This is a genomic window from Pseudomonas sp. P1.8, assembly GCF_001269805.1.
Classification (GTDB): Bacteria; Pseudomonadota; Gammaproteobacteria; order Pseudomonadales; family Pseudomonadaceae; genus Aquipseudomonas.
The window spans coordinates 1-14,262 of sequence record NZ_LHVM01000017.1 but is presented as its reverse complement, the minus strand read 5'-3'; the positions used below and the strand labels follow the sequence as shown (position 1 = coordinate 14,262).

The window sequence follows — 14,262 nt, the reverse complement described above, 5'->3', positions numbered from 1 at the left end:
GTTAAGCGCCTCCGAAACAGATCAGACGGTCGGCATCCTGCACCGCGTCATGTAACTGACCGAGGCCGGACAGTTCCCATGGCGCGCTAACCGCAACAGCCTCGCGTTGATAGCGTTTGGCCTCTTCCTTGTTCAACACCCCGCGACGCAGGGCTGCAGCGATGCAGACCACACCATCGAGTTGATGATCGCTGACAAAGGTACGCCATTGCTTGGGCACGTCCACCTCGTCCTGGGGCGTTACCACACTGCCGGACGCGTTGTTGACGCCATCCTGATAGAAAAACAGCCGGACAATTTCATGCCCGCCGGCCAGCGCCGCCTGGGCGAACAGCAGGGCGCGGCGCGAGGAGGGCGCATGGGCGGCGGAAAACACGGCGATGGCGAACTTCATGGCGGACTCGATCAGCAAAACTGCGGCCATGATAAAGCTTTCTGGTCGGGGCGGCGAAGGGCGTTTTCCGATCCAATCGTAGGAGCTGCCGAAGGCTGCGATCTTTTTACAATGCTTATTTAGAAACCAGATCAAAAGATCGCAGCCTTCGGCAGCTCCTACAAAGACCGATGCATTAGCGTGGCATATACCCCAATTGCCAGCGTCGCGGGATCCTCAACGACAGCACCCCGAGCGCAGCGGCCAGCAGGCCGCTGGCAAACAGTGCCTTGAGCCCCAAATGATGCTCCAGCACAGCGCCGATTACCGCGCCGGCAAACATGCCGGTCCATGGGATCAGTTGCACGCGCCAGCCATCACGGCGCTCACCGAGCATCCAGCGACCCAGCCCGCGACCGAATCGCGACAGGGCGCCAGTGACGTACGTCAGGCCGACCGGCAGGCCATTCACCTGCTCTACCGCGGCGTTGAGCATGCCCATTGCGATGATCGCCGCCAGCAGGGCCGGCAGTTGCTCGTCATAGGGCCAGGCTGCGGCGGCGCACAGCAGAGTGGAGATGCACAACAGCAACGGCAGCGCCCGGCGCCCGCCGAGCCGACTGACGATAATGCCCAGCGCATTGCCGAGGATGAAGGTGGCGACGAGGATCACCAGGCGCAGGGTCAAGCCCAGGTCACCGGCGCTGATGGCAACGGCCATGCGGGTGGTATTGCCGCTCATGAATGAAACGAAGTCGCCGCTGGCCATGAAGCCGATGGCATCGGTCATGCCCGCCAATACCGAGAGCATGGCCACCAGGCTCAGGCCGATGCGACCGCGCCATTTTTGCGTGTGCAGGTGCCCGGGGCTGGCGTGGGTCTTGGTGGCGGATGGCAGCATGGGCGATGGCGTCCTTGAGCAGTGGTTAGGGTGTTATCCCATACAAGTCGCAATACTCCAACCAGTCCATCCCGGCCATCTCCGCCACTTCCCGATGCACTTCAAGGCGTTGAGCTTCGTAGTCCTGCGGCGTGGCGGCCGTCAGTTGCAAGGTCAGCTCCCAGGCGAACAATCCCAGCCGCTCGGCTTCTTCCTCAAAGGCTTCATGCAAGCGCTCCTCTCGATACTGCGCCTGGGTCTCGCCCTTGGCCTGCGCCAGCAGCGGGTTTAGATTATCGAGTTGATGGCGCAACTCGGGGCGTTCGTCGAGGAACTTCTTCAGTGCGTGCTCATGTTGCTGTTCGGATGCCGCCATGGTCGCTCCTTGAGATCGGATTACGAAGACTGTTTCTTGTTGGCCTTGGCTGCTGCCGCCAGGCATTCGAGGGCGAATTGTTCGGTGTAGGTCATCTGGATCGGCGTGGTTTCGCCCTTGACGGTTCTTTCGCCGTCAAGGATGTAGCGAATGCGCTTGTCGGTGACGCCGATGCGTTTGGCAATCCAGGAAGGCGTCTGGCCGATCTGACTGATCAGCTTGTCGGCATATTCGGTGGTCGGTTTGTAAAATTCGGCATTGGGTGTCATGGGGTTTCCAGTCAGGGAGCGATACAGCGATAAAGGCGCGACAGGGTGCGCGAATCGTTGCGCGATGTCGCGTTATAAATGCAGTAAAGCAGAACGAAACGCCCTGCCACGGTGATACAGTCCGCTTTTTCCTGATGAGTGAATGCAATGCGAATTCTGATGGTGGCGCTGGCCGCTACCTTGTTGGCGGGATGCGCGAGCTCGGCGATGAACGATGCTCGCACCAAGGCCCCGTACAAGACCCTGAACTCGAACAAGCCGGCAAAAGACGTCGCCCAGTGTGTGCAGTTTTCCTGGCAGGACGAAGCGGTGTTCGGTGTCGATGCGGCGGCGTACCTGGATCCTGGCGAGAAGGGCAGCACCACTGTTTACACGCGTTCGGCGCAGTCGTTTGTCGATGTGACCACCGATGCCTCGGGCACCGTGCTGAGCTACTACGCCCAGCAGGATGACTTTGTGGCCAAGCGCCGGTTGGCGGCGTTGGCGACCTGCCTGTAAGTTGACGTATACCCCTGTAGGAGCGAGCCTGCTCGCGATGAATTCGAATACGTCGCGGGATATCAGATTCAGCGCGCTATCGTTGACGACCATCGCGAGCAGGCTCGCTCCTACAGGGAGTGTTGACGTCAGTAAATCAGGCGCTTCTGGAAGAAGAAGTGCTTGTGCCCAGGCGGGTAGTCGGCGATGTGGCCGATCTCGCTGTAGCCGCACTTCTTGTAGAATTCCGGCGCCTGGAACTCGAAGGTTTCCAGCCACAGGCCGACGCATTCCTTTTCGCGCGCCAGGTCTTCTGCCATCTGCATCAGCTTCGTGCCCATGCCCTGTCCCCGAGCCTGTTCCGGCACCGCCAGCAAATCAATAAACAGCCATTGATAGAACAATCGGGCGTAAACGCCACCGACGATGTCGTCGTTGTCGTCGCGTATCAGCAATGCGATATGTTCCGGTGGAGGGCTTGCCGACTGCGAGCCGTTGTAGGCACGTAACGGCACGAGGATCGCCTCGCGTTCCTCCGGGGTGGGGTTTTGCTTGCGTTCGATTCGCAGGTTCATGGCTATATCCTTATGGCGGTGAAACCTCAGCCTATCGTGGTCACCACCAATGTTCCATCACCCTGACGACGGTGGAACCCTCGCCAGCGCGCAGATGTCATTGATTAAGACGCGTCATTCCAGAGCGCGGCCGATGAGGACACTCCGTGAATATTTTCGAAGCCTTGCGTGAAAGCCACGAACGCCAACGGACCTATGCCAAGGCGCTGATCCATACCAGCGGCGACACCCCTGAGCGGGTCGAGGCATACAAGCAGCTCAAGGCTGAACTCCAGGCCCATGAAACCGCGGAAGAGCGGCATTTCTATATCCCGCTGATGGAATTCGACAACGGCGTCGACCTCAGCCGGCATGCGATTGCCGAACATCATGAAATGGACGAAATGATGGAGGAGCTGGATGAGACCGAGATGTCCAGCCCGGCCTGGCTGGCGACGGCGAAGAAACTCTCGGAGAAGGTTCATCATCACCTCAAGGAGGAAGAGCAGAAGTTCTTCCAGATGGCCGGCAAGTTGCTCGACGACAAACAAAAAGAGTCATTGGCAGGGCAGTACGAGAAGGAATACAAGGCGCAGCTGGCTTAAGCCATACCCGTAGGAGCTGCCGAAGGCTGCGATCTTTTGATCGTGATTCAAAAAAAGAGTTAAAAGATCGCAGCCTGCGGCAGCTCCTACACGATTAAAAGCCGGGGAGGCGGGGTGTTCCGGTCCAGTGTCCGCCTTCCAGCGTCAGCAATAACTCCTTCGCCTCCAGCCCGCCGGCAAACCCGGTCAATTTTCCCGACGCGCCAATCACTCGATGACAAGGCGCGACAATCGATATCGGGTTCTTGCCATTCGCCGCGCCCACTGCCCGGACCGCCGTCGGATTGCCGATTTGTTCAGCGATCTGGCTGTAGCTGCGGGTCTCGCCGAACGGAATGGTCAGCAACGCCGCCCAGACCTTCTTCTGAAACACCGTCCCGACAAAATCCAGATCCAGCTCGAAGCGATTGCGGCTGCCGGAAAAATATTCGCGTAACTGCCGAGCGGTTTTCAGCAAGACCGGATTGTCCGGCGCTTCACTCATCGGCCCGAGCCTTACCCGGCCGGGTTTGTCATTTTCCCAGAGGATGGCTGCCAGTCGTAAACCTTTCGCGACCAGCTTCAATTCGCCGACCGGGGAGGCGAATGTCATGTAGGTATAGGTCATGCCGAGGTCCGCGCGAAATTGCTGAACAAGCGTTAAGGATACTGCCTCGACGGGGAGGCGCAATACGTATTCCCGACCATACTTGGCTACTGCTTTTGACGAGTTTTCCTACTTACATAAGAAGAAGAGACTGACTCATGAAGTACGAACCTTTTGCCAAAACGCTGATTGCGACCTCGTTAGCGCTCAGCTGCCTGACTGCCCACGCTGCCTCTGTGGCCCCGGCTACCGGGGAAAACGGCATGGTGGTCACCGCGCAGCACCTGGCCAGCCATGTCGGTGTGGATGTGCTCAAGAACGGTGGCAACGCCGTCGATGCCGCCGTCGCGGTGGGCTATGCGCTGGCGGTGGTGTACCCGGCGGCGGGCAACCTCGGCGGCGGTGGTTTCATGACCATTCAGTTGGCGGACGGGCGCAAGACCTTCCTCGACTTCCGCGAAAAAGCCCCGCTGGCCGCGACCGCCAACATGTACCTCGACAAGGATGGCAACGTCGTTCCTGACCTGAGTACGCGAGGGCACCTGGCCGTCGGCGTACCGGGTACGGTATCCGGTATGGAGCTGGCGTTGTCGAAGTACGGCACCAAGCCGCGCAAGGAAATCATCGCCCCGGCCATCAAGCTCGCTGAAGACGGTTTCGTCCTGGAACAGGGCGACGTCGATCTGCTGGACTACGCCACCGACGTGTTCAAGAAAGACATCAAGGACTCCGGCGCGATTTTCCTCAGCAACGGCGAACCGATGAAGGTCGGACAGAAACTGGTGCAAAAGGACCTGAGCAAAACCCTGCGGGAAATATCCGAGAAGGGTAGCGACGGTTTCTATAAAGGTTGGGTGGCCGACGCCATTGTCACGTCCAGCCAGGCCAACAAGGGCATCATCACCCAGGCCGACCTCGACAAGTACAAGACCCGCGAACTGGCCCCCATCGAGTGCGACTACCGGGGTTACCACGTGGTCTCGGCACCGCCACCGAGCTCCGGTGGTGTGGTGATCTGCCAGATCATGAACATCCTCGAAGGTTATCCGATGAAGGATCTGGGCTATCACTCGGCTCAGGGCATGCATTACCAGATCGAAGCGATGCGCCACGCGTATGTAGACCGCAACAGTTACCTGGGCGACCCGGATTTCGTTAAAAACCCGATTGCCCACCTGCTGGACAAGAACTACGCAACCAAACTGCGCGAAGCGATCAACCCACAAAAAGCAGCGGTCTCCAGCGAGTTGAAACCGGGCGTGGCGCCCCATGAAGGCAGCAACACCACCCATTACTCCATCGTCGATAAATGGGGTAACGCGGTGTCGGTGACCTACACCCTTAACGACTGGTTCGGTGCCGGTGTCATGGCGAGCAAGACCGGGGTCATCCTCAACGATGAAATGGACGACTTTACCTCGAAAATCGGCGTGCCGAACATGTACGGTCTGGTGCAGGGCGAGGCCAACGCCATCGCGCCCGGCAAGGCGCCGCTGTCGTCCATGAGCCCGACCATCGTCACCAAGGACGGCAAGGTGGTGATGGTGGTCGGTACGCCGGGCGGTAGCCGCATCATTACGGCAACCTTGCTGACCATGCTCAACGTGATCGACTACGGCATGAACATTCAGGAAGCGGTCGACGCGCCGCGTTTCCACCAGCAGTGGCTGCCGGAAGAGACCAATCTGGAAGCCTTCACCACCAGCCCCGACACGGTGAAAATCCTCGAAAGCTGGGGTCACAAGTTCGCCGGTCCCCAGGATGCCAACCACCTGGCCGCGATCCTCGTGGGTGCGCCATCTCTGGGTGGCAAGCCGGTGGGCAACAACCGTTTCTACGGGGCCAACGATCCGCGGCGTAACACGGGCTTGTCGCTGGGTTATTGAGGGTTGTTTTTCAAAGGGGGCGAGCCTATGTTCGTCCCCTGATCCATCGACATTTCAAGGAAGGAATCATGACCACTGCATTGTTAATCATCGACGTCCAGCAAGCGCTATGCTCAGGCGAATATGAATGCTTCGAGATCGGGCGGGTCATCAATACGATCAACGCACTCAGCGCCAGGGCCCGCGATGCCGGGGTTGCGGTGGTGCTCATTCAACACGAGGAAACGGGCAGTCCTCTGGCCCATGACGCCCCTGGCTGGCAGCTGGCCGAAGGGCTGCAAACCGCCTCCACGGATCATCGCGTACGCAAGACCACCGGGGATTCGTTCTACCAGACCAACCTGCAAAAGCTGTTGCCGGCACAGGACTTCGAACGCCTGATCATGTGCGGCCTGCAAACCGATTATTGCGTCAATGCCACCGTGCGTCAGGCGCTGAAACTGGGCTACGACGTGGTGCTCGCCGCCGACGCGCATTCCACCGTCGACAACGGCAATCTCACAGCCGAAGACATCATCGCCGAGCACAACAAGGATCTGGCGCACCTGACAGGTTCCGTGGCGCGGATTGACGTGCAGGCGGCGAAAGATATCCAGCTCTGAAAACACCTCATCTTCACTGTGGAAGCGAGGCTGCTCGGATAGCGGTAATCAGTTGAAAGGTTCGGTGGATGTTCCGTCCCTGTGGTAACTGATTACCCCTCAGGGAAGTGAAGGCTTATAGCCAGTGTGCGCAAAAAGTTGCGCACTCATTTCCTTGAAAAGCCCCCCGTGATCTGCTCCAGGCCCCGTCGTTAAAGGGCAGCAGTCAAGTGCGCAAGAAGTTGCGCAGCACTGCGCAACTTCTTGCGCACTTTGGACGCGGTTTTTAGGCAAAAAATCATATCCTGTTACATGTGCTGATCTAACATGTTGTTATTTAAAGATATTTTTTAAATGGCACGAACCTTGTTGATCTCTCCTCCAGGCTTGGCTGGCAATTCGGCCTTCAAGTCCTGATTTTTCAACAAGGAGAGCATCAATGGCTACACCCGCCTACATGTCCATCAAGGGCACCAAACAAGGTCTGATCACCGCCGGTGCCTTCACCGCGGATTCGGTGGGCAATACCTACCAGGAGGGTCATGAAGACCAGGTCATGGTTCAGGGATTCCAACACGAAATGATCATCCCGCGCGACCCGCAATCTGGTCAGCCAACCGGCCAGCGCGTGCATAAACCCGTGGTCATCACCAAGGTTTTTGACAAGGCTTCGCCCCTGTTGCTGGAAGCCTTGAGTTCCGGTGAGCGACTGACGGAGATTGAAATCAAGTGGTACCGCACTTCAGCCGCCGGTACTCAGGAGCACTACTACACCACCAAACTGGTAGACGCGATCATCGTCGAAATCAAGGACTACATGCACAACTGCCAGGACCCCTCAACCTCACATTTCACTCATTTGCAGGACGTGCACTTCTCCTATCGCCAGATCACCTGGACCCATGTGGTGAGCGGCACCACAGGTTTCGATGACTGGCGTACGCCGGCCGCCAGCTAAGACTGACCGCATGGACAGTCTTGGACTGTCCATGCGTTTGCCCGCTCTTACGCGCGTTTCTTTACTCCGATCCTGAGGACAAGCCTATGTTCGCGCCGGCCAATACCGCGCATTTCGAACTGCTGATCCCTTCTGTGCGCAACGATTTCAAGGTCCTGGCGTTTGACGGTGTCGAAAGCATCAGCACCTTGTATGCGATCCGGGTGGAGTTGGTCAGCGAGTACCCGGATCTGGACCTGGAGAGCCTGCTCAGCCAGCCGGCCTTTCTCCGGTTCGGTCACAACGGCGAAGGCCTTCATGGGCGTATCGAAGAGGTGTCGGTCGGTGCGTCCGGCAAGCGCCTGACGCGCTACCATTTGACCCTGGTGCCGGCGCTGCACTACTTGCAGTTCAGCCACAACCAGCGGATTTTCCAGCACCAGAGCGTGCCGCAGATCATTGCCGAGGTCCTCAAGGGGCACGGTATTCTCGGCGATGCCGTGACCTTCAACGTCAGCACCAGTCCCGTGCGTGAATACTGCACGCAATACGGGGAAAGCGACTTCGACTTCATCCAGCGGCTGTGCAGCGAAGACGGGATTGCCTGGCACCATCAACACAGCCCGGAAGGGCATCACCTGGTCTTCAGCGACGATCAGACCTGGTTCCCCAAACTCGGCGAAACGCCTTGTCAGCCAGGTTCTGGCCTGGTCGCCGAGCATCCGGTGGTCAGCCAATTCTCCCTGCGCTTGAGCACCCGAACCAGCACGGCCACGCGCCGCGGCTATGACTTGAAGCGCCCCAGCCGCTTGCTGGAAAGCCAGATCACCGCCGGGTTTACCCCGGCACTCGAAGACTACCGTTACCCGGCGCTGATCGAGAATGAAAAACTCGGCCGACAACTGGCCCGTCAGGCGCTGGAGCGGCACCGTGTCGACTACCAACTGGCCGAAGGCCAAAGCGACCAGCCGAGCCTGCGCAGCGGTCATTTCTTTGGCCTGAGCGAGCACCCGCGGCAAGCCTACAACGACTTGTGGTTGCTGCTCAGTGTCCATCACCGGGGCAAACAACCCCAGGTGCTTGAAGAGTCGGTCAGCAGCGACGTCCAGCCTGAAGACGGCTTTACCCAGGGCTATCGCAACAGCTTTGGCGCAATTCCCTGGGACGTGTTTTATCGTCCGCCGCTGGTCACGCGACAATCGGTGCTGGTCAGCCAGACCGCCCGTGTCACCGGTCCTGCGGGGGAGGAGATCTTTTGCGATGAACATGGGCGGGTCAAGGTCGAGTTTCATTGGGACCGCGCCGAACGCAACAGTGACAAGAGCAGCTGCTGGCTGCGGGTGTCATCCGCGTGGGCGGGTGAACAATTTGGCGCGGTGACTATCCCGCGCATCGGCATGGAAGTGCTGGTGACCTTTCTGGAGGGCAACCCCGACCAGCCTTTGATCACCGGCTGCGTGCCAAACACCGTCACCGCCGTGCCGTATCCGTTGCCGGAGCACAAGACCCGAACCGTGCTGCGCAGCCACAGCTCACCGGCCAATGGTGGCTACAACGAGCTGTCGATCGAAGACCGCGCCGGCCAGGAGCTGATCTACCTGCGCGCCCAGCGTGACCTACAACAGCAAGTCCTCAACGACAGCCGGCTGGAGGTGGGTAACCAGCGGCATGAAATCATCAAGGGCGACAGCATCACGGTGCTGGAAGGGCAAGAGCAGCGCACCGTGACTGCCGACCGCAAGGTCGAGCTCAAGGCCAACGATTATTTGCAGGTGGCCCACAGCAGCCACACCCGTGTCGGCCAGACGCTGGTGGCCGAAGCCGGCCAGCAGGTGCACCTCAAGGCCGGGGCCAACCTGATCCTCGATGCCGGGGTCAGCATCACCTTGAAAGCCGGCGGCCAGCACATCGTGATCGGGCCGGGTGGCATTTTCAGCAGCACAGAGATTCAAGTCGGCGGTGCGCCTTTAGTCGGCGTCAACGCCTTGCAAGCTCGGCCTGTTGAACCGACGGCTCTGCATGCGCCCTTGATACCACAGACGCAGCGCAGCGCCTTGCTGGCCAGAAAACCGATCTGTGCCATCTGCGAAGCCGCTGCACAACAGGAGGGGCAATCCCATGCTTGAGTTACCGCCATTGCCGGATGATTTGCCCTGGGCGGCTCCCGCCTACCTGCTATTGGACGGTGTCAGCGTAGCGGATCTGATGCAACGCCTGTCTCGCTGGAATAGACCCCTCTACTGTTTGTATCGGGATACACGCTGGCATGAGCTGGCAGACATTTCGCCTTGCTTGATCGCGCTCGAAGGCAGTGCTGATCCGCTTCTGACTTATTTTTGCGAGCACGCCGCCCTCGAATGGGGCTACCTGCTGTTCAGTGAGGCTGATGTGCAGTCGCAGCTCGAGCATTGGCGCCACCTGCTCAGTGTCGAACAGGCGGATGGCGTGGAGGTTATGCCACGTATTGCTGATCCTGCCGTCATGCATCAGCTGTTGCGTCTGGCAGAGCAAGACGGCAGCGCACGCTGGTTCGGGCTTTGCGCACACTTCTGTCTGCCTGATGGGGTCGAAGGGGTCTGGCGCCAGCACATTCGCCCCGAACAGCCCTGCGCTGAACCGCAGACTTATCGATTGACCGACCGGGAGCTTGCGGCGCTGGGAGAGGTTGAGTTTCGCAACATCGTCTGCAGTTTGAGTGAGCACCTGCAAACATATTTTCCTGCCTTCATGGCGAGATTTACGCTGCCTGAGCGTCGGCCATACGCACAAAAACTGGCCAGCGAAGCCTACCGGCAAGGCTTTTCCTCAGAGCAGGAACTGACCCTTTACGCGAACGTTTTTGCTTATCTGGCCGGCCAGCCTGTGACTGAACATCCTGACATTGCTCAACTGCTGGCGCAGGCGACAGCGGGCGCCCCATTGGCGCGCGTGGAACGCGCTGCCGATCTGGCGGCAAACCGTGCTGCACATCGCCAAGGAGGCCTGCTGTGACGACACAATCAGCACCCAAAACAAGCGCCAATATCGCCGCCCTGGCCAAGAGCGCCAAGGATGCCCGTTCACCGATAGGGCTCTGCCCCTTGATGGGCCGGCAAGTGCAGCTGTTGCCGCTGCGCTACGGCCTGGTCGAGCACCTCGATCCCTCGTCGGAACTGCCCATGCCGCTGACGTTGAACAGCCAGCCGCTGGGCATTCGACTATTGCGCGATGGCTACCTGTACATCATCGACGACACGACCGGGCATCTGCACGAATACAGTATTGAACAAGGGCAAATCAGCAAGCTGCTCTGGAACAGTCAGGAGGTATCGGCCGACAAACGCACCGCGGCGGTGGGCGAACCTCATTTGATCTTTAACCGGCAGCACACCTTGTATGCCAGCTACTCGGAAATCCAGTGGACGGCGTACAAGTGCGCACAAGTGCTCAAGGTCAAGGCCGAGCGCGAACGTCTGATGCAACGCATCGATCTGGCGAGTGCTTGCCCGGCCGCCGGGGGGACTCACTTGTTGAGCACGCCGCAGGCCGAACGCTGGCTGGCGGAGGTCGCGCAGAACAACCTGGCATCCGGCGTCCGTGGGCTCGAGTCATTGCCCGAGGGCGCCCATCCGCAAGAACGCCAACCCTATAGCTGGGAAGCCACGCCGGTGTTCAAGGCCACGGCGATTGAAGCGCTGACCAGTCAGGTGTTGGGCCTCTACCAGAACGATTATCTGTTTCTGGTCTTGCGCGACGATTTTGGCGTGATGCGCGACCTGGCCAGCGCCCAACTGCAGGTGGCCGACTGGATCGAGCACTGGAGCGCCGACGATGACGCCCAGCGCAAATACCTCACCGGCGCCTTCATCCAGTCCTTGTACGAGATGAGTGCGGCGCGCCTGGATGACCTGGCCACCACAGATCCCGATGTCAAAGCCTTGAACGAGGAGCTTGACCCGCAACAGCGGGCAGCTGTGCTTGATTACTTACGAGTCCGACGCGAGCATGCCGGGGGGGCGATCTATGGCGACGAGCAGTACTGGCGAAGGGCGGCGACACGCGATCCTTATGCGCGCGCCTTCGTCAGCCTGCACGATTGCCTGGGCGAAGTGCTTTGGCAAAAACATCAAAGCACCATCGCCGGCCTCCACGTGCGAACCTGGGAGGCGTTGCACGGCGAGGCCATCGGCCAGCGTGGCATTGATCACCTGGTCAATCGGGCGGACATGCAAGCGTTCGTCCGCCAGCAGCAAGCGTTGCTCAGCCATTGGCAAAAGCGTCTTCAGGCCATTCGCGAAGACCGCTTGAACATGATTGTCGGCGGCCATTTCCACCGTGCTGCCTGGTACTACGATTTCGAACAAAGCGCGCTCATCCAGCATCGCCTGGAAACCGAATTCGTCTGCGTGGCGGCCCTGTGCGGCCAGCGTGACCCGACTGAAAAGCTCGCCACCTTTCTCGAGCAAAACCCGCTCACCGTGGTACCGGGGCTGGAAACCCTGACCCTCGCCGAACAGCTGGATGTGCGCAAGAAGCTCCTGGACCTGAGCAACTTCTCGATCAATGTCGCCACGGCCCAGGACAGCCTGGCCAGCGTCAATGTGCTGGCCAATCAATTCAACAGCCTGATGAGCGAGCGGCTGCCCAACTATGCCGATATGAATACGCGGTTCAGGGGGCTGCAGAGTTTGCTGGATGGGGCATATGTTCCAGCGCATCAGCTCCATGCTGCAGACCAGCTGGATCGAGCACACAGTGATTTCAAGCGACAACAACCTATCGACCCCAACAGCTTCCTCCGGAATCTCGGCGCGCCCGCACGCCTGCAGCTGTTGCGCGAGTTCTCCCGCAGCGGCTTGACCCTGCGGGCGGCGTCGGCCTACGAAATCCAGGCGTTCAACCAGACCCGCGATGCCGCTCTCGATCTGCGCCGCCAGCTCAAGGACACCTACAAACTGCGCCATCGCGAGATGACGCAGCAGACCTTCGGCTCGACAACACCGGGCAGCGAGCAGGTTTATAACCAGCGGATCAATCAGCTCAGGGCTGCGCTGGTTCCGTTGGAAGACAGCCTCAGCCGTGCTTTGACCGTCGGCGGCGGCGGGCCGGGGCAGATCGGCACGGTGGTCGATGGCATGGCCCCGGTGTTGCGTGAAGAAATGCAGCGAACAGTGCGCGACTTCCGTGCAACGGGGACGTTTGGCAAGCCCCTGAGTAGCGCCTTGAAGTCTGGAGGGGACGGGATTGCGTTGTTGCTGTTTGTTTATCAGGGGCAGAAGTTTGTTGAGGTGTTGAGTGCGCTTGGTAAAAAGACAGATCGTTCGTTATCAGACTTAGCGACTCTCGTTGAGACATTCACCTTAATGTCAGCTGCTGGTTTTGCTGCGGTTCAGGGCTTGTCAGTAACCATATTGCAGGCGCACATCGAACAGATGGACAGTGCCGCCGGAAAGCTCACCACCATGAGCCGTTTGGGACGTTGGGCGGGTGTTGCAGGGGTTGGTGCCTTTGGATTTGGTGCTCTGGCCGCCGCAATTGATTCAGGCAAGCATTCCTGGCAATGGGGCAAAGCACTCGCCGAAGGCAATCATCAGGGGTTGGCGGCCACGACCCTGCAAATCGCTGGCGACGGCATCCTGGTAGGCACCAACATCTGGGGTGCCAAACACACCCTCTCGATCATCAACCAGATTCTCAATAAACCCGCCGAATTGCGAGCCCTGGCTTGGGCCGAAGCCAGCCCAAGGTTGCTGAGCATCGGCCTCAAAACCAATCTGGTGGGGCTGATCGGTACGGCCCTGCAACTGATGGGCGAAGGTTTGTACAACTACTTCAACCTGGACGCGTTTCAAAAATGGCTGCAAGCCAGTGCCTGGGGCAAGGCCGATCGGCAACGCAGCCTGCCCGAAGACTGGAGCGCCCTGGCCGGGGTGGTGCAACAACCGACCTGTGAGCTGGTCCGCGAAGGCCCGCGCACCTACCTGCAACTGCGCCTGCCCGGTGTCCGCACCCGGGAAATGGACAGCCGACAACTGCAGCTGCTGGCCTATCATCGAACCCGCAACCGCTATCTACCCGGCCCCTACAATCCCCGTTTGCCGCCCCTGCTCTGGCAGGAAAACAGCGCGGCTTGGGCCGCGGTCACCGTGGTCGCCAGCCAGGCAGAAGAGGCGCTGACCCTGCACCTGCCCATCAGCGAAGCCCTGCAAACCACGGATTTCGCCCTGGCGCTCAACATCGGTTACCAACTGGAAGCCGAGCGCGACTTGATTCACCGCACCTGTTTTGTCCTGCGCGACCTGCACATCGCCACCGTTCGGGGCGTACGGCTGCCGGCCCAGGGCCGGTTTGTCCTCGACGCCGTGGACACCTTGCCCAGCGGCTTGAGCAAGGCCCCTTACTGGTTGTTCACCCGAGAGGAAATGGCGGCGATCGATGATTAGCCAACTGTTCAAACGCAAAAGCACAGCCACTGCCCCGGAGCCGGCCGTTGATATTCAAAGCCAACGGCCCCGTGCCGGGGAGCTGCGGGTCAGGGGCCTGAATGAAACTTTGTTCCTGGCGCCGTTGCCGGTGTACACCGGACAGGCACAGGTGTCGCGGCGTAATTTTTCGGCGATGAACGAGACCTATCTGGAGTTGGGTGGAAGCAACTACGGGATGGTTGAGTTGGGAAAGAGATTGGCACTTCAGATATGGATGGTTTTGTGTACTGCTTTTTTTGCACCTGTGCTTATTTGTCTATGGCTCGTTGCTTTT

At 59.5% G+C, this 14,262-nt stretch carries 14 protein-coding genes and 1 pseudogene; 9 read left to right on the top strand and 6 right to left on the bottom strand.

All coding sequences use genetic code 11. The features are described from left to right. Position 1: 1 nt before the first annotated feature. From tusD to AD668_RS19465, 4 genes are all read right to left on the bottom strand, one after another. On the bottom strand, positions 2–394 hold the full coding sequence (gene tusD, locus AD668_RS19480) for a sulfurtransferase complex subunit TusD (protein WP_053161504.1): 393 nt from the start codon (positions 392–394) through the stop codon (positions 2–4). Positions 395–569: 175 nt separating this feature from the next. After that, positions 570–1,274, bottom strand: coding sequence for a YoaK family protein (locus AD668_RS19475; protein ID WP_053161414.1), 705 nt, complete (start codon positions 1,272–1,274; stop codon positions 570–572). A gap of 25 nt (positions 1,275–1,299) precedes the next feature. After that, positions 1,300–1,629 (bottom strand): DUF6388 family protein, encoded by a 330-nt coding sequence (locus tag AD668_RS19470; RefSeq protein ID WP_053161412.1) that lies wholly within the window; start codon positions 1,627–1,629, stop codon positions 1,300–1,302. Positions 1,630–1,649: 20 nt separating this feature from the next. After that, positions 1,650–1,898 carry a hypothetical protein gene (locus AD668_RS19465; RefSeq protein ID WP_053161409.1) on the bottom strand — a complete coding sequence of 83 codons (249 nt, stop codon included), beginning with the start codon at positions 1,896–1,898 and terminating at the stop codon, positions 1,650–1,652. 147 nt (positions 1,899–2,045) lie between these two features. Here AD668_RS19465 and AD668_RS19460 point away from each other — a divergent pair, with 147 nt between their 5' ends. Then, a complete protein-coding gene (locus AD668_RS19460; protein ID WP_053161407.1) occupies positions 2,046–2,396 on the top strand; it encodes a hypothetical protein in 351 nt (116 codons plus the stop codon). A gap of 128 nt (positions 2,397–2,524) precedes the next feature. Here AD668_RS19460 and AD668_RS19455 read toward each other — a convergent pair whose 3' ends face one another. Continuing rightward, positions 2,525–2,950, bottom strand: a complete 426-nt coding sequence (locus tag AD668_RS19455; RefSeq protein WP_053161405.1) for an N-acetyltransferase — start codon at positions 2,948–2,950, stop codon at positions 2,525–2,527. 146 nt (positions 2,951–3,096) lie between these two features. On the opposite strand from AD668_RS19455, the gene AD668_RS19450 reads away from it, so the two are divergent. Next, positions 3,097–3,534, top strand: a complete 438-nt coding sequence (locus AD668_RS19450) for a hemerythrin domain-containing protein (protein WP_053161403.1) — start codon at positions 3,097–3,099, stop codon at positions 3,532–3,534. Positions 3,535–3,628: 94 nt separating this feature from the next. On the opposite strand, the gene AD668_RS19445 is transcribed toward AD668_RS19450, so the two are convergent. Then, positions 3,629–4,141, bottom strand: a complete 513-nt coding sequence (locus AD668_RS19445) for a methylated-DNA--[protein]-cysteine S-methyltransferase (RefSeq protein WP_053161401.1) — start codon at positions 4,139–4,141, stop codon at positions 3,629–3,631. Positions 4,142–4,278: 137 nt separating this feature from the next. Between AD668_RS19445 and ggt the strand changes: the two genes are divergently transcribed. The 7 genes and pseudogenes from ggt to AD668_RS19410 form a co-directional block, all read left to right on the top strand. Beyond that, a complete protein-coding gene (gene ggt / locus AD668_RS19440; RefSeq protein ID WP_053161399.1) occupies positions 4,279–6,006 on the top strand; it encodes a gamma-glutamyltransferase in 1,728 nt (575 codons plus the stop codon). A gap of 68 nt (positions 6,007–6,074) precedes the next feature. Further along, positions 6,075–6,608, top strand: a complete 534-nt coding sequence (locus AD668_RS19435; protein WP_053161397.1) for a cysteine hydrolase family protein — start codon at positions 6,075–6,077, stop codon at positions 6,606–6,608. Positions 6,609–7,026: 418 nt separating this feature from the next. Then, positions 7,027–7,545, top strand: coding sequence for an Hcp family type VI secretion system effector (locus AD668_RS19430; RefSeq protein ID WP_053161394.1), 519 nt, complete (start codon positions 7,027–7,029; stop codon positions 7,543–7,545). Positions 7,546–7,631: 86 nt separating this feature from the next. Next, a complete protein-coding gene (locus tag AD668_RS19425) occupies positions 7,632–9,650 on the top strand; it encodes a type VI secretion system tip protein VgrG (protein WP_053161392.1) in 2,019 nt (672 codons plus the stop codon). Positions 9,651–9,660: 10 nt separating this feature from the next. Beyond that, positions 9,661–10,515 carry a DUF4123 domain-containing protein gene (locus AD668_RS19420; RefSeq protein WP_172681843.1) on the top strand — a complete coding sequence of 285 codons (855 nt, stop codon included), beginning with the start codon at positions 9,661–9,663 and terminating at the stop codon, positions 10,513–10,515. Then, positions 10,512–13,946: a toxin VasX gene (locus AD668_RS19415; RefSeq protein ID WP_053161389.1), complete on the top strand. Its 3,435-nt coding sequence runs from the start codon at positions 10,512–10,514 to the stop codon at positions 13,944–13,946. The genes AD668_RS19420 and AD668_RS19415 overlap by 4 nt, the downstream gene beginning before the upstream one ends. Beyond that, a pseudogene (locus tag AD668_RS19410) lies at positions 13,939–14,262 on the top strand (hypothetical protein); the annotation flags it as partial. The gene AD668_RS19415 and the pseudogene AD668_RS19410, both read left to right, overlap by 8 nt.